This is a genomic window from Agromyces sp. NPDC055520 (assembly GCF_053619715.1).
Map to the genome: position 1 here is coordinate 14,822 of NZ_JBSHJY010000003.1, position 25,557 is coordinate 40,378.

General features: G+C 70.9%; 22 protein-coding genes. 10 read left to right on the forward strand and 12 right to left on the reverse strand.

Annotated elements, in window-relative coordinates; all coding sequences use genetic code 11:
* Window positions 1-91: 91 nt before the first annotated feature.
* From ACWGST_RS02630 to ACWGST_RS02655, 6 genes are read left to right on the forward strand one after another with little or no spacing between them, the layout of a single operon-like run.
* Window positions 92-1,750, forward strand: a complete 1,659-nt coding sequence (locus tag ACWGST_RS02630) for an amidohydrolase (RefSeq protein ID WP_452045085.1) — start codon at window positions 92-94, stop codon at window positions 1,748-1,750.
* A 15-nt stretch (window positions 1,751-1,765) separates the two neighbouring features.
* Entirely contained in the window at window positions 1,766-3,427 is a 1,662-nt protein-coding gene (locus ACWGST_RS02635; RefSeq protein WP_452045086.1) for an ABC transporter substrate-binding protein, read from the forward strand.
* Between the two features lie 45 nt (window positions 3,428-3,472).
* Complete coding sequence (locus ACWGST_RS02640; protein ID WP_452045087.1) at window positions 3,473-4,429, forward strand: ABC transporter permease; 957 nt, start codon at window positions 3,473-3,475, stop codon at window positions 4,427-4,429.
* Complete coding sequence (locus tag ACWGST_RS02645; RefSeq protein ID WP_452045088.1) at window positions 4,426-5,286, forward strand: ABC transporter permease; 861 nt, start codon at window positions 4,426-4,428, stop codon at window positions 5,284-5,286. The genes ACWGST_RS02640 and ACWGST_RS02645 overlap by 4 nt, the downstream gene beginning before the upstream one ends.
* Window positions 5,283-6,992: a dipeptide ABC transporter ATP-binding protein gene (locus ACWGST_RS02650; RefSeq protein ID WP_452045089.1), complete on the forward strand. Its 1,710-nt coding sequence runs from the start codon at window positions 5,283-5,285 to the stop codon at window positions 6,990-6,992. Before ACWGST_RS02645 ends, ACWGST_RS02650 begins: the two co-directional genes overlap by 4 nt.
* A 12-nt stretch (window positions 6,993-7,004) precedes the next feature.
* Entirely contained in the window at window positions 7,005-8,270 is a 1,266-nt protein-coding gene (locus ACWGST_RS02655) for a flavin-dependent oxidoreductase (RefSeq protein WP_452045090.1), read from the forward strand.
* A gap of 37 nt (window positions 8,271-8,307) precedes the next feature.
* Here ACWGST_RS02655 and ACWGST_RS02660 read toward each other — a convergent pair whose 3' ends face one another.
* The 7 genes from ACWGST_RS02660 to ACWGST_RS02690 form a co-directional block, all read right to left on the reverse strand.
* The gene (locus ACWGST_RS02660) at window positions 8,308-8,949 is read right to left on the reverse strand and encodes a GntR family transcriptional regulator (protein ID WP_452045091.1); all 642 of its coding nucleotides are present in this window, start codon (window positions 8,947-8,949) and stop codon (window positions 8,308-8,310) included.
* 74 nt (window positions 8,950-9,023) lie between these two features.
* Window positions 9,024-9,905 (reverse strand): cytochrome c biogenesis CcdA family protein, encoded by an 882-nt coding sequence (locus tag ACWGST_RS02665; protein ID WP_452045092.1) that lies wholly within the window; start codon window positions 9,903-9,905, stop codon window positions 9,024-9,026.
* On the reverse strand, window positions 9,902-10,693 hold the full coding sequence (locus ACWGST_RS02670; RefSeq protein ID WP_452045093.1) for a DsbA family protein: 792 nt from the start codon (window positions 10,691-10,693) through the stop codon (window positions 9,902-9,904). The genes ACWGST_RS02665 and ACWGST_RS02670 overlap by 4 nt, the downstream gene beginning before the upstream one ends.
* A 167-nt stretch (window positions 10,694-10,860) precedes the next feature.
* On the reverse strand, window positions 10,861-12,135 hold the full coding sequence (gene ectB, locus ACWGST_RS02675) for a diaminobutyrate--2-oxoglutarate transaminase (RefSeq protein ID WP_452045094.1): 1,275 nt from the start codon (window positions 12,133-12,135) through the stop codon (window positions 10,861-10,863).
* A gap of 98 nt (window positions 12,136-12,233) precedes the next feature.
* Window positions 12,234-13,304 carry an epoxide hydrolase family protein gene (locus ACWGST_RS02680; protein WP_452045095.1) on the reverse strand — a complete coding sequence of 357 codons (1,071 nt, stop codon included), beginning with the start codon at window positions 13,302-13,304 and terminating at the stop codon, window positions 12,234-12,236.
* Window positions 13,305-13,388: 84 nt separating this feature from the next.
* The gene (locus ACWGST_RS02685; protein ID WP_452045096.1) at window positions 13,389-13,856 is read right to left on the reverse strand and encodes a VOC family protein; all 468 of its coding nucleotides are present in this window, start codon (window positions 13,854-13,856) and stop codon (window positions 13,389-13,391) included.
* A gap of 95 nt (window positions 13,857-13,951) precedes the next feature.
* Window positions 13,952-14,404 carry an Lrp/AsnC family transcriptional regulator gene (locus tag ACWGST_RS02690; protein WP_452045097.1) on the reverse strand — a complete coding sequence of 151 codons (453 nt, stop codon included), beginning with the start codon at window positions 14,402-14,404 and terminating at the stop codon, window positions 13,952-13,954.
* Between the two features lie 136 nt (window positions 14,405-14,540).
* On the opposite strand from ACWGST_RS02690, the gene ACWGST_RS02695 reads away from it, so the two are divergent.
* On the forward strand, window positions 14,541-15,176 hold the full coding sequence (locus ACWGST_RS02695) for a LysE family translocator (RefSeq protein ID WP_452045098.1): 636 nt from the start codon (window positions 14,541-14,543) through the stop codon (window positions 15,174-15,176).
* Window positions 15,177-15,198: 22 nt separating this feature from the next.
* Here the strand turns inward: ACWGST_RS02695 and ACWGST_RS02700 are convergent, their stop codons facing one another.
* Window positions 15,199-16,233: an NADPH:quinone reductase gene (locus ACWGST_RS02700; protein WP_452045099.1), complete on the reverse strand. Its 1,035-nt coding sequence runs from the start codon at window positions 16,231-16,233 to the stop codon at window positions 15,199-15,201.
* An 87-nt stretch (window positions 16,234-16,320) separates the two neighbouring features.
* Here ACWGST_RS02700 and ACWGST_RS02705 point away from each other — a divergent pair, with 87 nt between their 5' ends.
* Window positions 16,321-16,872, forward strand: a complete 552-nt coding sequence (locus tag ACWGST_RS02705) for an AAA family ATPase (protein WP_452045100.1) — start codon at window positions 16,321-16,323, stop codon at window positions 16,870-16,872.
* Between the two features lie 154 nt (window positions 16,873-17,026).
* Window positions 17,027-18,619 carry an ABC-F family ATP-binding cassette domain-containing protein gene (locus tag ACWGST_RS02710; RefSeq protein WP_452045101.1) on the forward strand — a complete coding sequence of 531 codons (1,593 nt, stop codon included), beginning with the start codon at window positions 17,027-17,029 and terminating at the stop codon, window positions 18,617-18,619.
* A gap of 102 nt (window positions 18,620-18,721) precedes the next feature.
* Here the strand turns inward: ACWGST_RS02710 and ACWGST_RS02715 are convergent, their stop codons facing one another.
* Window positions 18,722-19,411: a TetR/AcrR family transcriptional regulator gene (locus ACWGST_RS02715; RefSeq protein ID WP_452045102.1), complete on the reverse strand. Its 690-nt coding sequence runs from the start codon at window positions 19,409-19,411 to the stop codon at window positions 18,722-18,724.
* Window positions 19,412-19,512: 101 nt separating this feature from the next.
* Here ACWGST_RS02715 and ACWGST_RS02720 point away from each other — a divergent pair, with 101 nt between their 5' ends.
* Window positions 19,513-20,562 carry an NAD(P)-dependent alcohol dehydrogenase gene (locus ACWGST_RS02720; protein WP_452045103.1) on the forward strand — a complete coding sequence of 350 codons (1,050 nt, stop codon included), beginning with the start codon at window positions 19,513-19,515 and terminating at the stop codon, window positions 20,560-20,562.
* Between the two features lie 22 nt (window positions 20,563-20,584).
* Here ACWGST_RS02720 and ACWGST_RS02725 read toward each other — a convergent pair whose 3' ends face one another.
* Genes ACWGST_RS02725 through ACWGST_RS02735 form a run of 3 tightly spaced genes read right to left on the reverse strand, consistent with a single transcriptional unit; the run spans window position 20,585 to window position 25,523 of the window.
* Window positions 20,585-23,455, reverse strand: coding sequence for an FAD-binding and (Fe-S)-binding domain-containing protein (locus tag ACWGST_RS02725; protein WP_452045104.1), 2,871 nt, complete (start codon window positions 23,453-23,455; stop codon window positions 20,585-20,587).
* The gene (locus tag ACWGST_RS02730) at window positions 23,452-24,621 is read right to left on the reverse strand and encodes an MFS transporter (RefSeq protein ID WP_452045105.1); all 1,170 of its coding nucleotides are present in this window, start codon (window positions 24,619-24,621) and stop codon (window positions 23,452-23,454) included. The genes ACWGST_RS02725 and ACWGST_RS02730 overlap by 4 nt, the downstream gene beginning before the upstream one ends.
* On the reverse strand, window positions 24,618-25,523 hold the full coding sequence (locus tag ACWGST_RS02735; RefSeq protein WP_452045106.1) for a MurR/RpiR family transcriptional regulator: 906 nt from the start codon (window positions 25,521-25,523) through the stop codon (window positions 24,618-24,620). The genes ACWGST_RS02730 and ACWGST_RS02735 overlap by 4 nt, the downstream gene beginning before the upstream one ends.
* Window positions 25,524-25,557: the final 34 nt, after the last annotated feature.

The window sequence follows — 25,557 nt, forward strand, 5'->3', positions numbered from 1 at the left end:
CGGGAGCAATGTTGTCAACGCAGTTGACAGCGGCGATGGCGCATCGCTAACGTCACCCTCACCAATCATTCGACGAGGAAGCGAGGGCGACGTGTCAGCTGCCGATGTGCTGTTCACCGGAGCGGCCGTGTTCACCGGAACCGGCCAACCGATTCAGGGTCACGTCGTGGCCGTCACCGGCGATCGCATCACGGCGGTCGTTCCCGAAGCCGGGGCCGACGCCCTCATCGGCGAGGGAACCCAGATCGTCCGGCTCGACGGCGCACTCCTGAGCCCCGGATTCCAGGACGCGCACGTGCACCCGGTCGGAGCCGGCGTCGAGCTGCTCATGTGCAACCTCACCGAGGCCGAAGACGCCGCGGGCGCCGTCGCCGCCGTCAAGGCCTACGCCGACGCGAACCCCGACGAACCGTGGATCCTCGGCGGCGGCTGGTCGATGGACCACTACCCCGGAGGTGCGCCGGTGCGCGCCCTGCTCGACGCGGTCGTGCCCGACCGACCCGTGCTGCTCTCGAGCCGCGACCACCACAGCGTCTGGGCGAACTCCGCCGCCATCGCACTCGCCGGCCTCGACGCCTCGACGCCCGACCCGGCCGACGGCCGCATCGAGCGCGAGGCCGACGGGTTCCCCGCCGGCACCTTCCACGAGGGCGCCGAGCACCTGTTCGCCGAGGTGCGACCCGCGATCAGCGCCGACTTCGCCTACGCGGGTCTGCTGCGTGCGCAGGACGAACTCGTCGCCCTCGGCATCACCGGCTGGCAGGACGCCATGGTCGGCACCCTCTCGGGCGTCGACGACATCGACGCGGTGTACCGCCGCGCGGTCGCCGAGGGCACGCTGCGCGTGCACGTCGTGGGCTCGCAGTGGTGGGAGCGCGACGGCGGCATCGAGCAGGCCGACGAGATGGTCGCGCGACGTGACGAGCTCATCGCGCTCGGTACGACCGACCGCTACTCGCTCGGTACGACGAAGATCATGGTCGACGGCGTCGCCGAGAACCAGACTGCCGCGATGCTCACGCCCTACCGCGACAGCCACGGTCACGACACCGCCAACAGCGGTCTCTCCTTCCTCGACCCCGAGTTCATGAAGCAGGTCGTGACGAAGCTCGACGCGGCCGGCATGCAGGTGCACTTCCACGCACTCGGCGACCGTGCGGTGCGCGAGGCGCTCGACGCGATCGAGGCCGCGCGCGACGCCAACGGGCCGAGCGACGGCCGCCACCACCTCGCGCACCTGCAGATCGTCGAGGAGGCCGAGACCGCGCGGTTCGCCGGGCTCGATGCCGTGGCGAACCTGCAGGCGCTGTGGGCGACCCACGAAGACCAGATCGACGAGCTCACCCTGCCGTTCCTGCAGGACGGCGCCGAGGCGCGCCAGTACCCGTTCGGCGACCTCGTGCGTCACGGTGCGCGCCTCGCCGCGGGCAGCGACTGGCCGGTTTCGAGCGCCGACCCGATGGACGCCGTGCACATGGCCGTCAACCGGATCGCGCCCGGAATGGACGCCGAACCGCTCGGCGGCGAACACCAGCGTCTCGACCTCGCCACCGCGATGGCGGCGTACACCTCCGGCACCGCCTACGTGAACCACCGCGACCACGACACCGGGTACATCCGCGAGGGCTACCTCGCGAACCTCGTCGTGCTCGAACCGAACCCCTTCAGCCTCCCCAACGAAGAGATCCACCGCGCCACGGTGACCTCCACTTGGATCGAGGGCACGTCCGCCTTCACCCGCACTGCCTGACAACGAGGAGCCATCATGTCCCAACCCCCTGCCATGCCGTCTCGGCGGAGCCGTCGTCGTGCGACGACGATCGTCGCCGCCGGTCTCGGTGCCGCTCTGGCCCTGACCGGATGCAGCGCCACCGCCGAACCCGAGAAGGCCCAGCCCGCCGAGTGGGAGCTCACCGCGCAGACCGATGCGCCCTCGGGCGACATCGACTCGTTCACCTGGGCGAATTACGCCGAGCCCTACTCGCTCGACTACGCGTACGCCTTCGACTACGCCGACAACCAGGTGCTCGCCAACGTCTGCGAGTCGCTGCTGCGGCTGAACCCCGACTACACGCTCTCGCCCGGTCTGGCCGAGTCGTTCTCGCACCCGACACCCGAGACCTGGGTCTACGAGATCCGCGACGGCGTCACCTTCCACGACGGCACCCCGCTCACCGCGGCCGACGCCGTGGCCTCGATGAGCCGCCACCTCGACCCGGCCGTCGGCTCATCGTGGTACTCCAACTACCAGAACGTCGCCTCGATCGAGCAGACGGGCGACATGCAGGTCACGGTTACGATGACCGGCCCCGACTCGCAGTTCAACCTCGGCATGGGCGGCTCCGCCGGCGTCATCGAGTCGGCCGCGACCCTCGCCGAGAAGGGCGCCGACTACGGCAACTCGACCGGCGGCGTGAACTGCACCGGCCCGTTCAGCTTCGGCGAGTGGAAGTCGGGCGAGTCGATCACGCTCGAGCGCTACGACGGCTACTGGGATCCTGAGCTCACGGCCCGTTCGGGCGAGGTGAAGTTCATCTTCATGAACGACGCCAACGCCCGCACCAACGCGTTGAAGTCGGGCGAGGTCGACGGCAGCTGGATGATCCCCGCCGACGCCGTGCCGCAGCTTCGCGAGGCCGACAACGGCGACATGCTGTTCGGCCTGAACACCGCCGTCTCGAACCTCGTGATCTCGAACCTCGACGGCCCGCTCGGTGACGTGCGTGTGCGTCAGGCACTGCTCATGGCGATCGACCGTCAGGGCATCATCGACGCGGCGCTCAAGGGCTACGGCACGCAGACCGACGTCTTCACGACCGAGTCGGTCTGGGTCGGCGCGAGCGATGCCGCACTCGATTCCGCGTTCAACGACGTCACCGAGTACTCCTACGACGTCGAGGCCGCCAAGAAGCTCGTCGAAGAGGCCGGCGCCACCGGCGAGGAGCTCACGTACGTGACGGCCCCGCTCGGCAGCGACTTCAACGTCTACGCCCAGGCGACGGCCGCGGCGGCCGAGCAGATCGGCCTGAAGGTCAAGATCGAGACGGTCACCCCGAACGCGTACACCGCGCTGTTCTCCGACCCGAGCGCTCGTGAGGGCGTCGACCTCTTCTACACCGCGTGGTACCTCTCGAGCCCCGACCCGCTCGAGATGTACAGCGTGCTGCGCACCGGCGAGTTCAGCAACTACGGCGAATGGTCCGACCCCGAGTTCGATGCCGTCGTCAACGAGGCCATCGCGATCGAAGACCCGGCCGCGCGCTCCGAGAAGACCGCCGAGGCGCAGCAGATCGCGAACGAGCAGCTGCCGTGGCTGCCGCTCTTCGACGGCCCGACCACCCTGTTCATGGGTGAGCGCATCACCGGTGTGGCACCGTCGGTCGCCTACCTGTACTACCCCTGGGCAGCAACCATTGGCGCACGCTAGCACCAGTGGGCGCCTGAACCACCTCGGCGGAGCGGCGGTCACCCGATGACCACGCTCCGCCGGGTGGCGGGCAAGCTCGGCGCCCTGCTCCTCACGCTCTTCCTCGCATCGCTGCTCGTCTTCTTCTCCCGCTTCCTCGTGCCGGGCGACCCCGTCAGCTTCCTGCTGCGCGGTCGGAAGCCCAGCCCCGAGGCCGTCGCACTCGTGACGGCCCAGTACGGGCTCGACCTGCCGCCGTGGCAGCAGTACTGGAACTGGCTGACCGGCGTGCTGCAGGGCGACTTCGGTCGCTCGTTGCAGTACCGCCAGGATGTCTCGCAGGTGATCGGCGATCGCCTCCCCGTCACCCTGATGCTCGTCGTCATGGCGGGCACGATGATCGCCATCGTGGGCCTCACGGCCGGCATCGTGGCATCGCTGAACCGCGGCAGGGTGCTCGACCGCGCCGTGCTCATCGGCCTCACCGTGCTCGGCGCCATCCCGTCGTTCGTCGGCTCGATCGTACTGATCGCGATCTTCGCGGTGCAGCTCGGCTGGTTCCCGTCGTTCGGCTCCGGCGAGGGGTTCCTCGACACCGTCTACCACCTCGTGCTGCCCTCGACCGCGCTCGCGATCGTCTTCGTCGTGCTCGTCGGCAAGGTGACCCGCTCCTCGATGGTCGAGCAGCTCGGCCGTGAGCATGTCGAGGTCGCCACGAGCCGTGGGCTCAGGCGCGGCACGGTCATCCGCCGGCATGTCTTCCGCAACTCGATCGGTCCGATCCTCACGGTCAGCGGTGTGCTCGTGGCCGGCCTCCTCGTCGCGAGCTCGATCGTCGAAGCGGCGTTCGGCCTGGCCGGCATCGGCACGCTCCTCGTGCAGTCGGTCGACCGTCTCGACTTCCCGGTCGTGCAGGCGATCGTGCTGCTCATCGTCACGGCGTTCGTCGTCGTGAACGCCGTCATCGATGTGCTCGAACCGTGGATCGACCCCCGAGCCGCTGCAGGAGCTGGTGCCCGATGACGACCCCCACCATGGCCATGAAGGTGCTGCGTTCGCCGCGAGTGCGGCTTTCGAGCACCACCTTCCTCATCAGCGCCGTGTTCCTCGCCGTGGTGACGCTCGGCGCGATCTTCGCGCCGTGGGTCGCCCCGTATCCTCCGAACCAGGTCGACCTCCTGAACGTGCAGGCGCCGCCGAGCCCCGCCCACTGGCTCGGCACCGACGCGCTCGGCCGCGACACCCTCAGCCGCATGATCTTCGGAGCGCAAACCGCCCTGCTCGCGCCGCTGCTCGTCGTCATCTTCTCGACGATCGTCGGTATTCTGCTCGGCCTGCTCGCCGGGTGGCGCGGCGGCTGGATCGACGCCGTGCTGGGCCGCATCTTCGACGTGATCTTCGCGTTCCCGGCGCTGCTGCTCGCGATCATGGCGGTCGCGTTGTTCGGCAAGGGCCTCGTCGCCCCGGTCATCGCGATGAGCATCGCGTACGCACCGTTCGTCGCGCGACTGACGCGTTCGCTCATCGCATCGGAACGCTCGCGGCCGTACGTCGCGGCCTATCGCGTGCAGGGCTTCGGCGGCGGGTTCATCGCATTGCGCCGCGTGCTGCCCAACGTGACGCCGATCGTCGGAGCGCAGTCGACGTTGAACTTCGGCTACGTGCTCGCCGAGCTCGCCGGCCTCTCGTTCCTCGGCCTCGGCGTGCAAGCGCCCACCGCTGATTGGGGCGCGATGGTGAACGAGGCGCAGTCCGGTCTCATCGGCGGCTACTTCCTTCCTGCCCTCGTCCCCTCGATCGCGATCGTCTTGGTCGTGGTCGCCGTCAACGTGATCGGCGAAGAACTCTCTGATCGCATCGGAGGCGAGATCCCCGCATGACACTCCTCGACATCTCCGAGCTCACGCTCGACCTGCCGAACGGCAAGCGTCTGCTCGACGGCATCAGCCTCACCGTCGCCGAGGGCGAGACGATCGGCCTCGTGGGCGAGTCCGGCTCGGGCAAGTCGCTCACCGCACGCTCGGTGCTCGGCCTGCTGCCCACCGGGGCGCGCATGGGCGGCTCGGTGCAGCTGCTCGACCGGTCGGTGCTCGACGCGAGCCGCAGTGAACTGCTCGAGCTGCGTCGCACCCAGGCCTCGATGATCTTCCAAGACCCGCGCGCCGGCATCAACCCGATGCGCACGGTCGGCGATCACCTCACCGAGACCATGCGGCTCTGCGAGGGGCGTTCGGCCTCAGAGGCGCGGGCGGTGGCCGTCTCGCTCATGGAACAGGTGCGCCTGCCGCGCCCCGAAGAGCACCTGGGCCAGTACCCGCACGAGCTGTCGGGCGGCATGCTGCAGCGCGTCATGATCGCGGGCGCGCTCACGAGCTCGCCGCGGCTGCTCATCTGCGACGAGCCGACGACCGCGCTCGACGTCACGACGCAGGCCGAGATCATCGGCGTGCTCGCCGAGCAGCGTGCGAGCCGCGGCATGGGCATGCTCTTCATCACGCACGACCTGAACCTCGCGGCCTCGATCTGCGATCGCGTCTACGTGATGAGTGCGGGCCGGGTCGAAGAGCAAGGCGACGCGCGCCAGGTCTTCCAGAACCCGCAGGCCGCGTACACCAAGCGACTCGTCGCGGCGACGCCGACGATCCTGGTCGTGGGCACCGCTGGTCGAGTAGGCGCCCCGGCGCCGTATCGAGACCCCGCGCCGGGTCTCGATACGCTCGCTGGCGCTCGCTACTCGACCAGCGAAGAGACCGAGCCCATGCTCTCGACGAGCGGCGTCTCGAAGACCTACCGTCGCCGCGGCAAGGAGCCGGTGCACGCCGTCATCGACGCCTCGGTCGAGATCCCGCGCGGCGGTGCCCTCGGCGTGGTCGGCGAGTCGGGTTCCGGCAAGTCGACCTTCGCCCGCATGATCGTGGGCCTCGAGCAGGCCGATGCCGGCGACATCCGCATCGCCGGTCGTGAACGCACCTCGGCGCCGAGCAACCGGATCGAGCGACTCGCCCACGCGCGGTCGGTGCAGATGGTCTTCCAAGACCCGTACCTCTCGCTCGATCCGCGCATCACCGCCGGCAAGGCGATCGAAGACGCCATGCGACTGCACCGGACCCTCACGACCGCCGATGCGCGGTCGCGGGTCGTCGGGCTGCTCGAGCAGGTCGGCCTCGGCGACGAGCACGCGCAAGCCCGCCCGCGCACGCTCTCGGGCGGTCAGCGGCAGCGCGTCGCGATCGCCCGTGCCCTCGCGATCGAGCCCGACGTGCTCGTGATGGACGAGGCGACGAGCGCGCTCGACGTCTCCGTTCAGGCGCAGGTGCTCGGCGTCGTCGAGCAGATCCGTCGTGATCGCGGCCTCACCGTGCTCTTCATCAGCCACGACCTCGCGGTCGTGCGCCGGCTCTGCGACGAGACGGTCGTGATGAAGACCGGCGCGATCGTCGAGCGGGGTCGCACGATCGAGCTGCTCAGCGCCCCGCAGCATCCATATACCCGACTGCTCATCGACTCGGTGCCGCGACCCGACTGGGATCTCGACACCGTCGCGCACGAGGCGTCCGCCCTCGACGACCTGCTGACCGAGAACTGACTGGAGGACGCAATGAGCGTCATCATCGCGGGCGCCGGCATCGGCGGCCTGACCACGGCACTGTCGCTGCATGCGGCGGGCATCGACGACGTGACCCTGTACGAGTCCGTCGCCGAGATCAAGCCGCTCGGCGTGGGCATCAACCTGCTGCCGCACGCGGTGCGCGAACTGACCGAGCTCGGGCTCGGCGACGAGCTCGCCGAGATCGGCGTGGCCACGAGCACGCTCTCGTACTTCAACCGGCATGGGCAGCAGATCTGGACCGAGCCGCGCGGGCGGGCGGCGGGCTACAACTGGGCGCAGTACTCGGTGCATCGCGGCCGATTGCAGATGCTGCTGCGCGACGCCGTGCTCGAGCGGCTCGGCACCGACGCGATCCGTCTCGGCAGCGCGGTCGGCGACGTGCGCACCGAGGGCGGGCGCGCGAGCGTCGCGATCGGCGGTGGGCAGGATGCCGCGGCTCGCGTGTCGGCCGACGTCGTGATCGGCGCCGACGGCATTCACAGCGCGCTTCGCCGGCAGCACTATCCCGACGAGGGTGCGCCGGTGTGGAACGGGCTGATCCTCTGGCGCGGCACCGCGAGGGTGCGGCCCTACCTCGACGGGCTCACGATGATCATGGCGGGCGACGCGATGCAGAAGTTCGTCGCCTACCCGCTGTCGGCGGTCGGCGACGACGGCCGGCAGACGGTGAACTTCATCGCCGAGTACCGTTCTGAGGGTGCCGAGCCGGGAGCGAGCGATTGGAACCGCGGCGCCGACCCGAGCGCCGTGCTCGCCCGGTTCGGCGATTGGGACTTCGGCTGGCTCGATGTGCCGGCCGTGATCTCGGCGGCCGACGAGATCCTCGAGTACCCGATGGTCGACCGCGACCCCGTTCCACGCTGGGCCTTCGGTGCGCAGACCCTGCTCGGCGACGCCGCGCACGCGATGTACCCGATCGGGTCGAACGGCGCCTCGCAGGCGATCATCGACGCCCGCACGCTCGCGTTCGAGCTCGGCACGATCGACTCGGTCGACGACGCGCTCGCCGCGTACGAGGCCGAGCGTCGCCCTCGCACGACGGCGCTCACGCTCAGCAACCGGTCGATGGGGCCCGAGCAGGTCATGCAGCTCGCCTACGAGCGGGCGCCCGGCGGGTTCGGCGACATCGAGCTCGTCGTGCCGTACGCCGAGCGCGCCGAGATCGCGAACCGCTACAAGGCCGCGGCTGGCTTCGTGCCCGAACTGCTGAACGAGCGGGCGAGCCTCACGGTGCCGGTTCCGGACGACCGCTGACGCGACCGCGACTACCGCGACGCCCGCGTCGACCCGGTCAGATCGGGCCGAGTTCGGGCCCGTGCGTGTCCATCAGGTGGGCGCGCAGGGCCTCGGCGAACCCCGCAGGATCGTCGGCGCGCAGTCGCTCGATGAGGGCGCGATGCTCGTCGACGACCTCGTCGACGCGATCGAAGAGCGTGTCGCGGTGGGCGCTGAGCAGCAGGCGCTGGCGATCGGCGAGCCGATCGCCCACCTCGATCAGCACGGCGTTGCCACCCGCCTCGACGAACGAGCGATGGAACGCGATGGTCAGTGTGACGAAGCCGTCGAGATTGCGGGCGGCGAGGGCATCGCGTTGGGCGGCGAGCCCCGGCTCGAGTCGATCGGCGAGCGCGAGGCGTGCCGCTGACGTCGCGCGCTGCACGCCGGCGGTCTCGAGGATCAGCCGGGCATCGGCCAGATCGGCGATCTCGCGGGTGCTGAGCGAGCGCACGAGTGCGCCGCGCTTCGGGTAGATCGTGATCAGTCCGTCGTCTTGCAGGCGCGAGAGGGCGGCGCGGACGGGAGTGCGGCTCATGCCGAGCTGCGCGGCGAGTTCGTTCTCGCTGAGCATCGTGTCGGGTCGGTGCGTGCCGTCGAGGATGGCGGCACGGATGGCGGCGCGGGCGCGCTCTGCTGCGCTCTCGATGGTCGACATTCCACCATCATCGCGCTGCTGCGACCCCGGTGCATCCGCTCCGGCGCCGGTGCTCGTGATCGGGTGCGCGACGATCATGCGGTGTCACCGCCGCGTGCGGCGACGGATGCCTCGGGGGAGTCGGCGAAGCCGGCGGCATCCGCTCGTCGTGTCGCTGCGGACCGCCACCGGTGCAGGCCCCACGCGGCCGCGAGCGCCGCGAGGGCGATCGCGACCACGACGAGGTCGGAGACGCCGGCGGTGCGCTCGAGCACCCAGCTCTCGAGCGCGAACTGCTGCGAGGCGCCGAGCACGCCGCCGAGCGAGGCGGTGCCCTCGGTCGCGATGAGCAGCACGCCGATGCCGACGCCGAGCAGGCCCCCGACGACCTGCGTCCAGGTATTCGTCCATCGGCCGATGCGCACCGTGCGCGGGCGCAGCATGCCGCGGAGTCGGGGCGACCGCGACCACGCGACGGCGAGCACGAAGAGCGGCACGGTCATGCCGAGCGCGAAGACGGCGAGCACGATGCCGCCGTAGAGCGGCTGCCCGCCGAGCGCGGCGAGGGCCAGCACGGATCCGAGCAGGGGACCCGCGCAGACACCCGCGAGACCGTAGACGGTGCCGAGCAGATAGACGGATGCCACGCCGGTGCCCTCGCTCGCACCGCCACGGGTGAACGCCGGCAGCGGGATGCCGACGAGTTGCACCGCGCCGAGCACGATGATCACGATCGCGGCGACCGTCACGAGCGTCGTCCGGTTCGTGCTGACGAATGCGCCGAGGGTGCCGGCGAGCACGCCGATCGGAACGAGGGTCGTGATGAGGCCGAGGAAGAACACCCCGGTGCGGGCGATCAGCCGGCTCGGACTCGTGAAGGCGTACGCGAAGAACGCCGGCAACAGCATCACCGAGCACGGGCTCAGGAGGGTGAGGATGCCGCCGACGAGGGCGCCCGCGAGCCCCAGGTCGATCACTCGGCCGCCGCGGCCAACTGCTCGTCGAGGAGGGCGCGGAAGTTCTCGATCGGCTGCGCGCCGGCGATCGCCTGGTCGCCCGCGACGAAGAACGGCACGCTCGTGACGCCGAGCTTCTGCGCGGCGTCGGTGCTCGCGAGCACGGCGTCGCGGAGGTCGGCGCGATCGAGATCGAGCTCGAACTTCGCGAGGTCGGGCACGCCCGCCTCGGCGGCGAAGCCGATGAGCTTCTCGCGCGGCATGTCGGGGTGGCCCTTCTCGGGCGCGGCCGCGAAGACCGCCGCCAGGTACTCGGGGAACCGGCCCTGCTCGCCCGCGGCGCGGGCCGCGACGGCGGCATCGACCGACTCGTCGCCGAAGAACGCGACATCGCGGAACTCGTAGCGCACCAGGCCCTGCTCGACGTACTCGTCGAAGATCGTCGGCAGCGTCTGGTTCGTCACGACCGCGCAGAACGGGCAGCGGAAGTCGGCCCACTCGACGAGCACCACGGGGGCGTCGACGTCGCCGACCGCGAGCGGGTCGTCGGGGTCGCGCGTCGCGATCTCACCGGATGCGCCGGCAGAGCCGCCGGCGGTCGCGTCGGCTCCGGTGTCGGCGCCGTCGGTCGCGGGCGTCCGCGTCGCACCGGCCGCCGTGCCTTGCGCCGCACCCGGCATCGATTGCGCGATCACGACGACGAGCAAGAACGCCGTGACGGCACCGAGCACGATGTTCAGGATGCGAGCCCGGCGCAGCCGGCGCGCGAGCGGGTGGACGGGCTTCGGTGCAGGAGCGTTCGTGGACATCCGATCTAGGATACATGTTGTATCCCGGACGGGACGCGAGTGCACGCCACGCCGCGCGCCCGCCATGCCTGCCGAATGTTAACGTCCGACCTGCCGCGGGCCGTCGCAGCGGCATCATTCGGCGACCGCCGTTAACATTCGGCGCATGAGATTCGGTGCGAGCGTGCTCAGGCCGTGCGCACCGCGGCCAGGCTCTCGCGCACGATCGCGAGGCCGGCGCGCAGCTCGTCGTCGGTGATCGTGAGCGCGGGCAGGAACTTCAGCACCTCGTCGAACGCGCCCGACGTCTCGATGACGAGGCCGCGCGTGAACGCCGCTTTCGAGATGCGGCCCGCGAGCGTGCGGTCGGCGTCGCAGGCGAGGCCGAACATGAGACCGCGACCGCGCACGACGAAGCCGAGCTCGGGGTACTCGGCGGCGATGGCCTCGAGCGCGGCGCGCAGCAGCGCCGACTTGGCGGCGACGGCGTCGGTGAACGCCGAGTCGGCCCAGTAGGTCTCGAGCGCGACGCGCGCCGACACGAAGGCGAGGTTGTTGCCGCGGAAGGTGCCGGTGTGGGCGCCCGGCTTCCACACGTCGACCGCGGGGCGAAGCAGCACGAGCGACATCGGCAGACCGGAGCCCGAGATCGACTTCGACACGGTCACGATGTCGGGCACGATGCCCGCCTCTTCGAACGCGAAGAACGCGCCGGTCCGGCCGACGCCCGCCTGGATCTCATCGAGGATGAGCAGGATGCCGCGCGCCGCCGTCAGTTCGCGCAGACGCGTGAGCCACGACGCGCTCGCGACGTTGATGCCGCCCTCGCCCTGCACCGCCTCGACGATGACGGCTGCGGGCAGGTCGAGCCCCGAGCCCGGGTCGTCGAGCATCTTCTCGAACAGGTCGAGCGTGTCGACGCCCTCGCCGAGGTAGCCGTCGTAGGGCAGACGTGCCACGTTGTCGAGGGGAGTGCCTGCGGCATCCCGATAGTGGCTGTTGCCCGTGGCGGCGAGCGCGCCGAGGCTGAGCCCGTGGAAGGCGTTGGTGAAGGCGACGACCGTCGAGCGGCCGGTCGCCTGGCGGGCGACCTTGAGTGCCGCCTCGACCGCGTTCGCGCCCGTCGGGCCGGTGAACTGCAGTTTGTGGTCGAGCCCGCGGGGTTCGAGCACGAGGCGCTCGAACGTCTCGATGAAGGCGCGCTTGGCCGAGGTCGCCATGTCGAGGCCGTGGATGATGCCGTCGCGCTCGAGGTACTCGACGAGCGCGCGCGTGAACGCGGGGTTGTTGTGGCCGTAGTTCAGCACTCCGGCTCCGGCGAAGAAGTCCAGGTACTCGCGGCCGTCGGCGTCGAAGAGGGTCGAGCCGCTCGCGCGGTCGAAGACCGTGGGGAATGCGCGGACGTAGCCGCGCACCTCTGACTCGCGGCGGTCGAAGACGTCGAGGTTCGCGGCGTCGCTCATGGCGGCAGGCTCCTTCTGCAGGTGGGTGCGGTGCTTCGAGCCTAGATCGTCTGGCTGGGCGGTCGGTGCGAGGGACGGCGGGCAGAGCGGCCGACGCGCTACCCGACCGAGCGCATGAACGTGCCGAGCTCGTCGGCGATGAGCTGCGGCTCCTCGAACGCGAGGAAGTGGCCGCCGCGGCCCGGCGCCGAGTACTGGCGTATGTCGCTCGCCGCGCGCTCGGCGATGGAGCGCGGGAAGATGTTCGGCTCTTCGCAGCTCTGCGTGATGGCGACCGGCACCGTGATCGTTGGCCGCTTGCCGTTGTGCGGATAGTCGAGGTACTGGCGGAACGACGAGCCGATCGACTCGGTCGCCCAGTACAGCGTGAAGATCGTGCACAGCGTGTCGCGGTCGAACCGGCGCTCGACGTCGCCGCCGCAGTCGCTCCAGTCGCGGTACTTGTCGACGATCCACGCGGCGAGCCCGGCGGGGGAGTCGGCGAGGGCCGCGGCGATCGTGTCGGGGCGCGTGCCCATGATGGCGCTGTAGCCGTCGTCGGATTCGTCGAACACCTCTTCGGCATCGAGGAACGCCTGCTCTTCGGGGGTGATCGGGGAGGCGTCGAAATCGGCGGGGAACGGGCCGTGGATCACGTGCAGGCCCGCGACCTCGCGCGGGTACATGGTCGCGAGCCATCCGGCTGCCGCGCCGCCGATGTCGCCGCCGAACGCGAAGTAGCGCTCGTAGCCGAGCGTCTCGGTCATGAGGGTGTGCCACGTCTCGGCGATGGCCGCGCGGGTGAGCGGGCCGTCGACGAGCTCTGAGAAGAGGAAGCCCGGAAGCGAGGGGATCACGACGTCGACGTCGAGGAGGTCGGCGAGGGGCAGCATCTCGACGAAGCTGCTCGGCCAGCCGTGGGCGAGCAGCACCGGCGGGCGGCTCGCGTCGCGCCGAAGGTGCACGAAGTGCTGGCCGCGGTCGATGAACTGCGGGAACGAGTTCAGTCGGGCCTCGGCCGCACGCCAGTCGAAGTCGTTCGCCCAGTATTCGACGAGCGAGCGCAGGTAGGCCGGATCGACGCCCGCCCGCCACTCGGTCGCGCTCGGCTCCGTGAAGCGGGTGCGCGCAAGGCGCGAACGCAGCTCGTCGAGCACGGCGGACGAGACATCGATCGAGAATGGTCGCATCCTGCGACGGTACTGCGTGGGTACGACAGCGCAGCGGGAGTACGACCGAGCAGCGGGAGCCGCGACATCCTGAATGCGGAAGCGTCAGGCGTTCTCGAGCTCGGCGATCACGATCTTCTTCTGACCCATCATCACCTGGATCTGTTCGGGCCGCCGGGTCAGTTCGCCCATGTTCGCGGGGATGACCTGCCAGCTCACGCCGAACCGGTCTTTGCACCAGCCGCACTGCTCCGACTCGGGCACGTGCGAGAGCTTCGACCAGTAGTGGTCGATCTCGGCCTGATCGGCGCACGACACGACGAACGAGATCGATTCGTTGAAGACGAAGAGCGGCCCGCCGTCGAGGCAGACGAAGTCGACCCCGTTCAAGGTGAACTGGCCGTTCAGCACCTTGCCCGACATGCCCGTGAAGTGCTCGTCGAGCGACTCGTCGGGGTACTCGTCGATGTGCCTGATGCGCGAGTTCGGGAAGACGTCGACGTAGTACGTCATCGCCTCGCGCGCCTGGTCGTCGAACCACAGGCACGGCTGGATCGGTGAGAGCTCGGCCATCGGGATCCTCCTCGTTCGGGCGTTCGCTTCGCGGGCCACGGTACGCCGACCGGACGGCGGCGTCGAGGGGGCGGCCCGCAGATCGACGGACGCTCTCAGATCGACAGCGGCCGGTCGTCGACGATCGTCTTCATGACGAGGGTCGACTCGACCCGGCGCACGCCGGGCAATGCCGAGAGGCGCTCGTCCCACAGTCGCTGGTAGGCCGGCAGATCGGCCACGGCGACGCGGAGCAGGTAGTCGGGATCGCCGAAGAGGCGCAGCGCCTGGATCACCTCGGGGATCTCGGCGACGGCGGCGTCGAAGGCCGGGATGGTCGCCCGGTTGGCCTGGTCCATGGTGATGAACACGAGCGCGCCGAAACCGAGTCCGACGACCTCGGGGTCGATGACGGCCCGGTAGCCGGAGATGGCTCCGGATGCTTCGAGCGCATGGAGTCGGCGGTGCGTCGGCGACATGCTCAGTTGCACGCGAGCGGCGAGGTCGGTGAGGCTCAGCCGGCCGTCCCGCTGCAGTTCGGCAAGGATTCTCCGATCGATGGCATCCATGGGGTGGATTCTTCCATGGAACAGCGTGTTCTGGGATGAGAACGGCAGCGATCACTCGCGGGTCTCGCCTACATTCGTCGTATCCGCCGAGGTGCCTCCACAGAAACCGAAGCACATCCATGGAAGGGAGGCCGTCGTGAACGCCCAACTGCTGCTCGCCTGCTGGGCGATGATGACGTTCATGGTGCTCGTGCCGGGCCCCGACTGGGCGTACATCATCGCCTCGGGGCTCCGCGACCGAAGCATCCTGCCGGCCCTCGCCGGAATCCTCCTCGGTTATCTGGCCGCCGTCGCCGCCGTCGCGGTCGGGGTCGGCGCCGCCGTTGCGGCGATGCCGTGGGTGCTGATCGGGCTGACGTTCGCCGCCGCCGCATACCTCGTGTACCTCGGGGTGCGGGTGCTGATCGAGCCGCCGGTGCTCGCGGCGGACGCGTCGGCGGGTTCGACCGCGCAGACGCATCCGTGGCTGCGCCTCGTACAGGGCGCCGGAGTGAGCGGCCTCAACCCGAAGGGCCTCGTGGTGCTCGTCGTGCTGCTGCCGCAGTTCACGGATGCCGCGGGCGCCTGGCCGATCCCGGTGCAGCTCGCGGTGCTCGGCCTCATCTTCGTCGCCAGTTGCGCGCTCGTCTACCTCGTCGTCGGCATGGGTGCCCGCACGGTGCTGCGCGCTCGGCCGTCGGCCATGCGTCTCGTCTCACGCATCTCGGGGGCCGCGATGGTCGTGCTCGCCGTGGCGCTCGTCGTCGAGCAGCTGTCGCACCTGCTCGGCTGAGCGCCGCTCGCCCGGGGGCCGATCAGACGAGCCCGGGGTCGACGTCGATGAGCACCTTGCCGACGGCGCCCGCCTCGACCGCGTCGTGCGCCTCGGCCGTGCGCTCGAGCGGGAAGCGGGTGATCGGCAGGCCGGCGTCCTGGCCGACGGGCAGCGCGCCGTCGGCGACTGCCCGGCTGATGTCCTCGACGGCCGCCGAGAGGGCGCGCTGTCCGACGGTGTAAAGCAGCAGGAACTGGTAGCGCACGTTGAGCGCGAAGTGACGGCGCACGTCGAGGGTCATCTCGGCGCCGCCGTCGGTCGCGTACACGGCGATCGACCCGTGGTTCGCGATGACGCTCGCGTTGAGCCCGGCATTGCGGGCGGGCGAGACCTCGACGACCTGGTCGACGCCGTGCGGGGCGATGGCGCGGATCGCGGCCGCGGCGTCGTCGGTGCGGTAGTTCACGACGTGGTGGGCTCCGGCCGCGGTCGCGAGCGCGGCCTTCTCGGGCGAGCTCACGGTCGTGATGACCGTCGCTCCCGACCAGCGGGCGAGCTGGATGGCCGCGTGTCCGACGGCACCGGCGCCACCGGCGACGAGCACCGTGCGGCCGTCGAGCGTGCCGGGGCCGAGCCGCGACGGACCCGCCTCGGAGACGGTGAGCGCGCGGTGCGCGGTCATGGCGGGCACGCCGAGGGAGGCGCCGATGTCGAAGCTCACGGCACCCGGCAGGCGCACCACGTGCTCGGCCGAGAGCACCGCGAACTGCTGCGCGGTGCCGGACGGCCGTTGGTGCGCGGCGAGGTAGGCCCAGACCCGGTCGCCGACCGCGAACCCGGCGACGCCGGGGCCGACGGCGTCGACGACGCCGGCGCCGTCCTGGTTCGGCACGACCTGCGCGAACGGTGCCGCCTCGCCCGGTCGCGAACCGGCCCTCGCCTTCCAGTCGGTCGGGTTGACGCCCGACACGGCGATGCGCACGCGCACCTCACCATCGCCCGGTTCGGGCATCTCCCGGTCGACGAGGTGCAGCACGGACGAGTCCCCGGTCTTGGCGTACGCGATCGCTCTCATGCAATGCCCAACGCGGCGGGCGCCGAGAACCTTCCGAACACGTCCCGTGATCGAGGCAGCGAGTCGTCGTGCCCCTAGAATCCCGGCATGCGCATCGTCGTCTCGGGCACCCACGCCAGCGGCAAGACCACGCTCATCGACGACCTGCTCGCCGTGCACGGCGAGTACGAGCGGTGGGGTGATCCGTTCGAGTTCGTCGACGACGCGCTCGACGAGCCGGATGCCTCGACGTTCTTCGAACAGCTCGGCTCGAGCGCACGGAGGCTGGCGGCACCGGATGCCACGGAGCATCCGGTCATCGCCGAGCGCGGGCCGATCGACTTCCTCGCCTATCTCGCCGCGCTCGTCGAGCTGCGACGCGGCGGCCGCTCGGAGGCGCTGCTCGATCGCGGATTCGGCATCGCCGCGACGGCGATGCGGCACGTCGACCTGCTCGTGGTGCTGCCGCTCGCGCACCGCGACGCGATCCGCATCGGCGGCGACGAGGATCCCGAGCTGCGCGAGGCGATGAACGATGCGCTGCTCGAACTGTGCGACGACCCCGACATGGTCGGCGAAGGGACTCGGGTCATCGAGGTGAGCGGCGACCGAGCCGCCCGGCTGGCCGTGGTCGAGGCCGCGCTCGCCGAGCGGGGCTGAGCGGGGCTGAACGGGGTCCGTGTCACGACGCGTCGCCCCGTCGGGGCCGAATGCGCCGCGGCCACCGTTCGCGCAGGCGGCGTCGGTAGAGTTGGCCGCGGCTCGAGGCATCCGTCTCGCCGAACCTCTTCACCTCTTCACCGCAAGGACCTCCGTGAGTCTCATCCGCCTGAACGACGTCAGCATCGAGTTCGACGGGCGACCGGTGCTGAAGGAGGCGTTCCTGAAGCTCAAGCAGGGCGACCGGGTCGGCCTCATCGGCAAGAACGGCACCGGCAAGTCGAGCCTGCTCGAGGTCGTGCTCGGGCGGCGGGAGCCGAGCGGCGGCACGCGCGACGTCGCGCTCGGCACCACGATCGGCTACTTCTCGCAGTTCTCCGAGCTCGACGGCGAGCAGAGCGTCCAGCAGATCCTGAGCGGCCACTTCGCCGCTGTGCACGAGGCGCAGGCCCGCCTCGACGAGATCGGCGGCCGGCTCGCCGAACCGATGGCGGATGACGCGATGACGCGGCTCCTGACCGAACAGGGCGAGCTCTTCGAGCTCATGGACCACATCGGCGGTTGGACCTACGAGACCACGATCGACACGGTGCTGACCCGGCTCGGCTTCGACGAGGAGCGGCGGGGTCTGCCCGTCGGGCGGCTCTCGGGCGGATGGCGCAACCGCGCCGCGCTCGCGCAGATCCTCGTGCAGTTACCCGACGTGCTGCTGCTCGACGAGCCGACGAACTTCCTCGACCTCGACGGCGTGAAGTGGATCGAGAACTGGCTCTCGGGTTTCGCCGGCGCCGTGCTCGTCGTCTCGCACGACCGGCAGTTCCTCGACGGGGTCGTCACCCGCATCATCGAGCTCGAGAACTACCGCCTGCAGGAGTACGAGGGCGACTACTCGGCGTACGTGCACGCGAAGCAGTCGCGCCTGAAGATGCTCGAGAAGCAGTTCGCGCACGAAGAGGAGTTGCTCGCCTACGAACAGGCCGCCTCCGCCGCGCGGCGCGAGGCCGCTCGCAACCCGTCGAACGCGGTCGCGCGCCGGCTCGCCGACATCAAGAAGCGGCAGGCGCCGCGCCCGATCGACCAGATCATCACGGGCATCTACGAGGGCCTGCGGGTCTCGAATGACCTGCTCACGGTGACGGGGCTGACGAAGAGCTTCGGCGGCGCGCCGCTGTTCGAGGGGCTCTCGTTCGATCTGCAGCGCGGCGACCGGGTCGCGGTGCTCGGTTCGAACGGCTCGGGCAAGTCGACGCTGCTCGACGTGCTGACCGGCGAGACCGAGGCCGATTTCGGCACGGTGCGCTGGGCGAAGGGGGCGCGCTTCGTGTCGTACAACGCCGTCTACGCCGCGCTCGATATGGAGGACACCGTCGGGCACGCCGTGAACGCCTACCCCGACTCGCTCGCGTTCACCGCGACGAAGAAGAGCGTGAACCGCTTTCTCGCGATGCTGCAGTTCTCGGAGGCCGACCTCAAGCAGAAGATCGGCACGCTCTCGGGCGGTCAGCGCGCACGCGTCGCGATCGCGCAGTGCCTGCTGTCGGGGGCCGCGGTGATCGTGCTCGACGAGCCGACGAACCACCTCGACATCACCTCGACGCAGGTCATGGAGCGGGCGCTGACGCACTTCCCGGGCGCGGTGATCGTGGTGTCGCACGACCGGTTCTTCGTCGACAAGCTCGCCGACCGCCTGCTCGTCTTCGACGGCACGCCGCGCGTGCGCGAGACGGCGGCGACCGGGGCGCTCTGAGCCCTGGTACTGGTGGTCGAGTAGCGACGAAGGAGCGTATCGAGGCCGGGTGACGGGGTCTCGATACGGCGCTGGCGCGCCTACTCGACCACCGGGGTGGGTTCAGGCGGGCTGCGCCGCCCGCCTCCGCTCGAGCCCCTCGAGCAGCAGATCGAGCCCGAACTCGAACTCGGTCTGGTCGTCGCACCAGCCGAGGGTCGACTCGGGGTCGTCGTGCACGACCTCGGCGAGCATCGCGGCCAGGTGCGGGGCGAGCGCGGCGAGCTGCTCGAGTTCGACCGGCGCCGGGGCCGCCCCGTCGTCGCTGAGCTCCTGCACGTAGCCGTACATGCGGCTGCCGATCGCGTGCAGCGAGTGGTGGATGAGGTCGTGCGACATGCCGCCGGCGCGCATGATGCCGACGACGCCGTCGACGTGGCGCATGGCGTTCGGCCCCGAGGCGCCGCGCGCGTTCATGATGTTCGGCAGCCATGGATGTCGCAGCAGCACGCGCCTCGCGCCGAGGATGCGTTCGCGGAGGGCGGGCGCCCAGCCCGAGGCATCCGTCATCTGAGGCGGCGCGAACCCGCCGACCTCGTGCTCGATCTCGGCGAAGACGACCTCGACGAGGCCGTCGAGGATCGCGTCCTTGTTGGGCAGGTGGTAGTAGATCGACATCGCCTCGACGCCGAGCTGCTCGGCGAGTGCGCGCATCGTGAGGGCCTCGATGCCGTCGCGATCGGCGAGTCGCAGCGCGGCTTGCAGCACGCTCTCGCGAGTGAGCTGGGGGCGCATGACCGACCGCTGTGGCATGGTCTCACCTTACAGCGTTAGGCAATCGTCCCCTGGGAGTAGACACGGCGGTGTCGGCGGCGTATCTTACGGCGTAAGTCTTACAACGTAAGGGAGCTACTATGTCCACCGAATCACGTCTGCCGGCGACATCCGCCATCATCCGATCCACGATGCGCGCCGCGGTGGCCGCACGCTTCGGGGCGCCCGAGGTGGTGCACGTCGCCGACATGCCGAAGCCCGAACCAGGGCCCGGCGAACTCCTCGTTCGCGTGCGCGCCTCGACCGTGAGCGTCGCCGACCACCGGATCCGGAGCCGCAGCGTGCCCCGGGGTCTCGGGCTGGCCGTCGGGCCGGTGATCGGGTTCCTCCGCCCGAAGAAGCCGGTGCTCGGCATGGAGGCGTCAGGCGTCGTCGAGCGCGTTGGCGCCGGCGTCACGCGGTTCGCTCCCGGCGACGAGGTCACCGTGATGCGCGGTTCGCGCATGGGCTGCCACGCGGAACTCGTCATCGTCGACGCCGACGGCGAGATCGCGCCGAAGCCCGCGAACCTCTCGTTCGACGAGGCCGCCGCCATCGTCTTCGGCGGGCACACCGCGCTGCGCTACCTGGATGTGGTCACGATCGAGCCCGGCACCCGAGTGCTCGTGAACGGCGCCTCGGGCGCGGTGGGCTCGGCGGTCGTGCAGCTCGCTGCGGCACGGGGCGCCCACGTCACCGCCGTGACGAGCGGGCGGAACGCCGAGCTCGTGCGCTCGCTCGGTGCGAGCGAGGTCGTCGACTACACGCGCGAGGACTTCGCGGCGCGCTCCGGGCCCGGCGCCTCTGCCGACGACGACGCGCGCTTCGACGTGATCGTCGAGTGCGTCGGCAACGCACCGTTCGGCCGCGTCGCCCACCTGCTCCGCCCGGGCGGCGCACTGCTGCTCGTCATCGCCGACCTGTGGGGCATGCTGGCCTCCGGCATGCAGGCGCGCCGGAGCGGCCTCACGGTCGACCACCGCGGCGGGCGCATGGGGCACGAAGGCCTGGAGCGGCTCACGGCCCTCGCCGAGTCGGGCACGCTGCGGCCCGTCATCGACCGCATCTTCGACTTCGACGAGATCGTCGAGGCGCACCGCTACGTCGACACCGGTCGCAAGCGGGGGAGCGTGGTGCTCCGCGTCGGATGACGCAGCGGGTGCGGCCTCGGTCTCAGCGGGTCGCGCGTTCGAGCAGCTCGAGGATGTGCACGTACGGCTCGCCCGTCGCGCGCGTCATGCCGATCTCGCACGTGCGGTTGCACGAGGCGTGCGCGTCGAAGTCGCGTTCGGCGAGCTCCGCCGCCTCGGCCGCGGTTGCCGACGCCGTCAGCTCGGGATGCAGCATGCCGCGGTCGCCGGCGAAGGCGCAGCATCCCCAGGCATCCGGAACCACCGCGTCGACGGCCACCGCGCTCGCGAGCTGCTGCAGGTGGTCGTTCGAGCCGAGCCTCGTGCTCGAGCAGGTCGGATGCAGCGCGAGCGAGTCGAGGCGCTCGCCGACGTCGAGGCCGGGCAGCAGTCGCTCGGCCGCGAAGTCGACCGCGTCGACGATGCGGAGCGAGACGGGAGCGCCATCGAGTTCGCCCACGTTCTCGAGCGCGTGCACGAGGCCCTCGGTGCACGAGGAGTTGTCGCAGACGATCGGCAGGCGCCCGCCGTCGGAGGCGGCGAGCAGGGCGCGCACCGTCTTCTCGATCGCGGTGGCGTAGCCGGCCGCGAGGCCCTTCGACTTCCACGGCGTGCCGCAGCACAGCCCGTCGATGCCGTCGGGCGTGACGAGTCCGACCCCGGCGCGCTCGCAGAGCAGGCGGAACGCGGATGCCGCGCCGATGCCGTCGCCCTCGGGGCCGAACATCGAGCCGACGCAGGCCGAGAAGAAGACCACGTCGCCGGTGGCCGCCGAGGCGTGGGCGCGCTTGGCCCCGCCGCGCGGCAGGTCGGTCGTCCACTGCGGCACGACGTCGGCGCCGAGCACCGCACGTCCCGCCGCGCTCGCCGCGGTGGCGATCGGCGGCACTGCCTTCGCGGCCGTGAGCGCGAGTGCGGCACCCCGCGTCACGGGGCCCCAGGTCTTCGCGAGACCCGCCGCGATCGCGCGGGTGGGCGCGTTCGCCTCCTGCTCGCGCAGACGCCGCACGAGGTCGCCGGTGTTGATCATCACGGGGCACGCGGTCTGGCACATGCCGTCGGCGGCGCACGTCTCGACCGAGGCGTACTCCTCGGCGGCGGCGAGGCGGGCGTCGAGCGCGGCGTCGCCCGACGCCCGGGCCGCGGCTCGCGCCCGGCGCACCGCGATGCGCTGACGCGGGGTGATCGTGACGTCCTTGCTCGGGCAGACCGGCTCGCAGTAGCCGCACTCGACGCAGCGGTCGACCTCTGGCTCGACCTCAGGCGTCAGCTTCAGGTGCTCGAGGTGGGCGGTCGGCGAGTCGGTGAGCAGCACGCCGGGGTTCAGCACGCCGGCGGGGTCGCACAGTGCCTTGACCTCGCGCATGACGGCGTAGAGCTCGGCGCCGAACTGGCGCTCGACGAACGGCGCCATGATGCGGCCCGTGCCGTGCTCGGCCTTCAGGGTTCCGCCGGCGCCCAGAACGAGGGCGACGAGCTCCTCGGTGAAGCGCTCCTGCCGGAGGATCGCGTCGGCCGCGGTGAAGTCCTCGGTGAGGAGGAAGTGGATGTTGCCGTCCTTCGCGTGCCCGAAGATGACCGCGTCGGCGTAGCCGTGGCGATCGAAGAGGGTCTGGAGCGCCGCGCAGGTCGCGGCCAGCTGCTCGACGGGCACGGCGATGTCCTCGAGCAGCGCGGTGGTGCCCGGCCGCCGCGCACCGGCGATCGCCGCGTAGAGGCCCTTGCGGAAGTGCCAGAGGAGGGCGCGCTCCTTCGCATCGCGCGTGACGTCGAGTGCGGGTGCGCCGGCGGCGGCGAGGGCGGCCCCGGCGAGGGCGAGCTGCGCGGCGAGGTCGTCGTCGTCGCGGCCGTGGTACTCCACGAGCAGGGCCGCGTGCCCGTCGATCGCCAGGTCGTCGATGATGCCGGATGCCGCGGGGTCGGCCTGGATCACGCGCAGCGACGCGGCATCCATCAGCTCGAGGGTGGCGGCGCCCGTCTCGACGAGCACCGGGAGGATGCCGGTGGCCGCGTCGAGCGTCGGGAAGACGACGAGCGCCGTCGCGATGCTCGACGCGATCGGCACGGTGTCGAAGACCGCCTCGGCGACGAAGCCGAGCGTGCCCTCGCTGCCGACCATGAGGTGCGCGAGGATCTCGACCGGCTCGGTGAAGTCGAGGAAGGAGTTCAGGCCGTAGCCCATCGTGTTCTTGCCGCGGTACTGCCGCTCGATCTCGGTGCGGAGGTCGGGCCGGCCGCGCACGAGATCGCGGAGCCGGGCGATGCCCGCATGCAGCTCGGGTTCGGCGGCGGCGAGCCGCCGGTCGGCATCGGGCAGCGAGGTGTCGACGATCGTGCCGCTCGGCAGTGCGAAGGTGAGCGAGGCGAGCGTGCGGTAGCTGTTGTGGTGCGTGCCGCAGGCCATGCCGCTCGAGTTGTTCGCGATCACGCCGCCGATCGTCGCGGCGATCTCGCTGGCCGGATCTGGTCCGAGCTTCCGGCCGTGTCGGACGAGTCGGGCGTTGACCTGCCGCACCGTCGCGCCGGGCTGCACGCGGACGCGGTCGCCGCCGGCCTCGGGCTGGATGCGGCGGAACGCGGTGCGCGTGTCGAGGAGGATCCCCTTGGTCGAGGCCTGGCCCGACAGGCTCGTGCCGCCCGAGCGCACGGTGACGCCGAGTCCGGTCTCGGCCGCGAAGCGGAGAACCGCCGAGACCTGCTCGAGACTCCGCGGCGTGACCACCGCGGAGGGCGTCAGCAGCACGTGCGAGGCGTCGACGCCCGCGACGATGCGGTCGAACTCGGTCACCGAGACATCCGATGCCGTCGAACCGGAACTCGGGGCGGTGGAACCGAGCACTCGCTCGAGATCGGCGGCGAGCCGGGCGTCGCCCGGGTCGACGGCGGAGCGATGGGCGGTGGCTGACACGGTCATGCGGTGCGGCTTCCTGTGACTGCTGGGCGTGCGGTGCGCACGCGGATCGCCGAGAGGGCGGCGACCACGAGGCAGATGACGGCGGTCGCGACGAAGGTCGCGGGGGCGGTGGGATCTTCGGTGAAGAACAGGATCGCGGCGGGCACGAAGCTGCCGCCGGCGGCGCCGCAGGCGACGAGCACTCCCGTGGCCCGTGCGGCTTCGTCGTCGTCGAGGCGGTCGAGTGCGAGGCCCACCGTGAGCGCGTAGGTCGGGGCGAGGGCGACGACGGCGACGCCGATCGCGACGAGTCCGAAGGCCGGGGCCGTCGGCGTGACCACGGCGGCGATGCCGAGCACCACCGCTGCGGTGAGCATGCCGCCGAGCAGGGCCCGCCGGGTCGAGACGCCGCCGCGCAGCATGGCCGAGGAGATGAACCGGCCGACGGCCATGAGTCCCCAGAACAGCGAGGTGCCGATCGCCGCCGCTGCAGGGTCGACCCGCAGCAGTTCGGCAGGGATCACGGCCGACCACCCGGCGAACACGGTCTCGACGCCGACGTAGAGGGGGAGCGCGATCGCGAGGGGCAGGAGCGCCAGCACGCTCGCACGACGAAGGCCGCGGCTGCGCCCCCGCTCACCGCGCACCGGCGCGACGGTGCCACGAGCTCCGGCGAACAGCGCGAGAGCCGCAGCGGCCTGCGCGACGGCGACCACGACAAGCACGAGCGAGGGCCGATCGATGCCGGCGGCCAGGGCGACGAGGAGCGGCGTGAGGGCCGCGGTGACCGCGACCGTCGCGGTGAGCGCGGTGAGCATGGTGGCCGTCGACGAGGTCGAGGCGGCCTTCGACGCGACGCTCGCCGATGCCTCCGTGAGCCCGAACCCGAGGCCGGCGAGGGCGGCGAAGGCGATGAACGTCGGTGCGGTGCCCGCGAGGGCGCCGCCGCCGAGTGCGGCGGCCTGCACGAGACATCCGATCGCCGCCAGATGCAGCGCCCGCACGTGGCGCAGCACGAGACCCGACGCGAGCACGCCGGCGAGCAGGCCGCCGAAGAGGGCCGGGATGGCGGAGACGACGGATGCCCCGACGCTCTGCTCGACCGACGGGAGCACGGCGGGGATGGCAGCCGCGGTCGCACCCAGGCCGGCGAACGCGGCGTAGAGCCCCCGGATCGCCGGGGTCACGGGCGGCGCGCGCGGAGGTGGTGCACCGCCGCATAGGTGTTGCGGATCGCCTCCATCGACTGGTCGTAGCTCGCCTGAGCGACGCCGATGAAGACGCAGTCGACGACCATGAGCTGTGCGATGCGGCTGCCGAGCGCGCCCGAGCGGAACCCGGTCTCGCGGGCGGCGGTCGTCAGCACGATGTCGGCGTGCTCGGCGAGGGGCGACTGGTCGTGGTTGGTGATCGCGATCGTCGTGGCACCCGAGGCGCGGGCGATCGCGAGGAACTCGAGGGTGTCGACCGTGCCGCCGCTGTGCGACACGGCGATCGCGACGGCATCGGGCCGAAGCGTCGCCGCCGAAGTCCACGCGGCGTGCGGGTCGGACCAGTTGAGCGCGGTGCGGCCGATGCGGGTGAGCTTCTGCTGCAGGTCGAGGCCGACGAACGAGCTCGCGCCGACGCCGAAGATGTCGATGCGCGGCGACGCGCCCACGGCGTCGACGGCGGCGCGCAGGGCCTCGGTGTCGAGTGCCTTGGCCGTGTCGGCGATCGAGAGCGTCTCGGCCATCGAGACCTTGGCCACGATGTCGTCGAGGGTGTCGTCGCGATCGATGTCACCCGAGATCTCGGGCAGGCCCGCCGTCTCGAACGTCTCGCGCGCGACGTCGCGGAGCACGTCCATGCGGAGGTCTTTGAGGTGCTCGTAGCCCATGCGCTTGCAGAAGCGCACGACCGAGGTGGTCGAGGTGTCGCAGCGCGCCGCGAGCTCGGCGATCGAGAGTTCGGCGATCAAGGCCGGCTGCGACACGAAGAGCGACGCGATGCGCTGCTCGCTCGGTCGCAGCTCGGGCATGATCGCCCGGATGCGCACGAGCACGGGGCGCTGGCCGTGCTCGTCGGCTCGGGGCTCGTGCGTGGGCATCAGCTCTCCTCGTCGATGACACTCGATGCCCCAA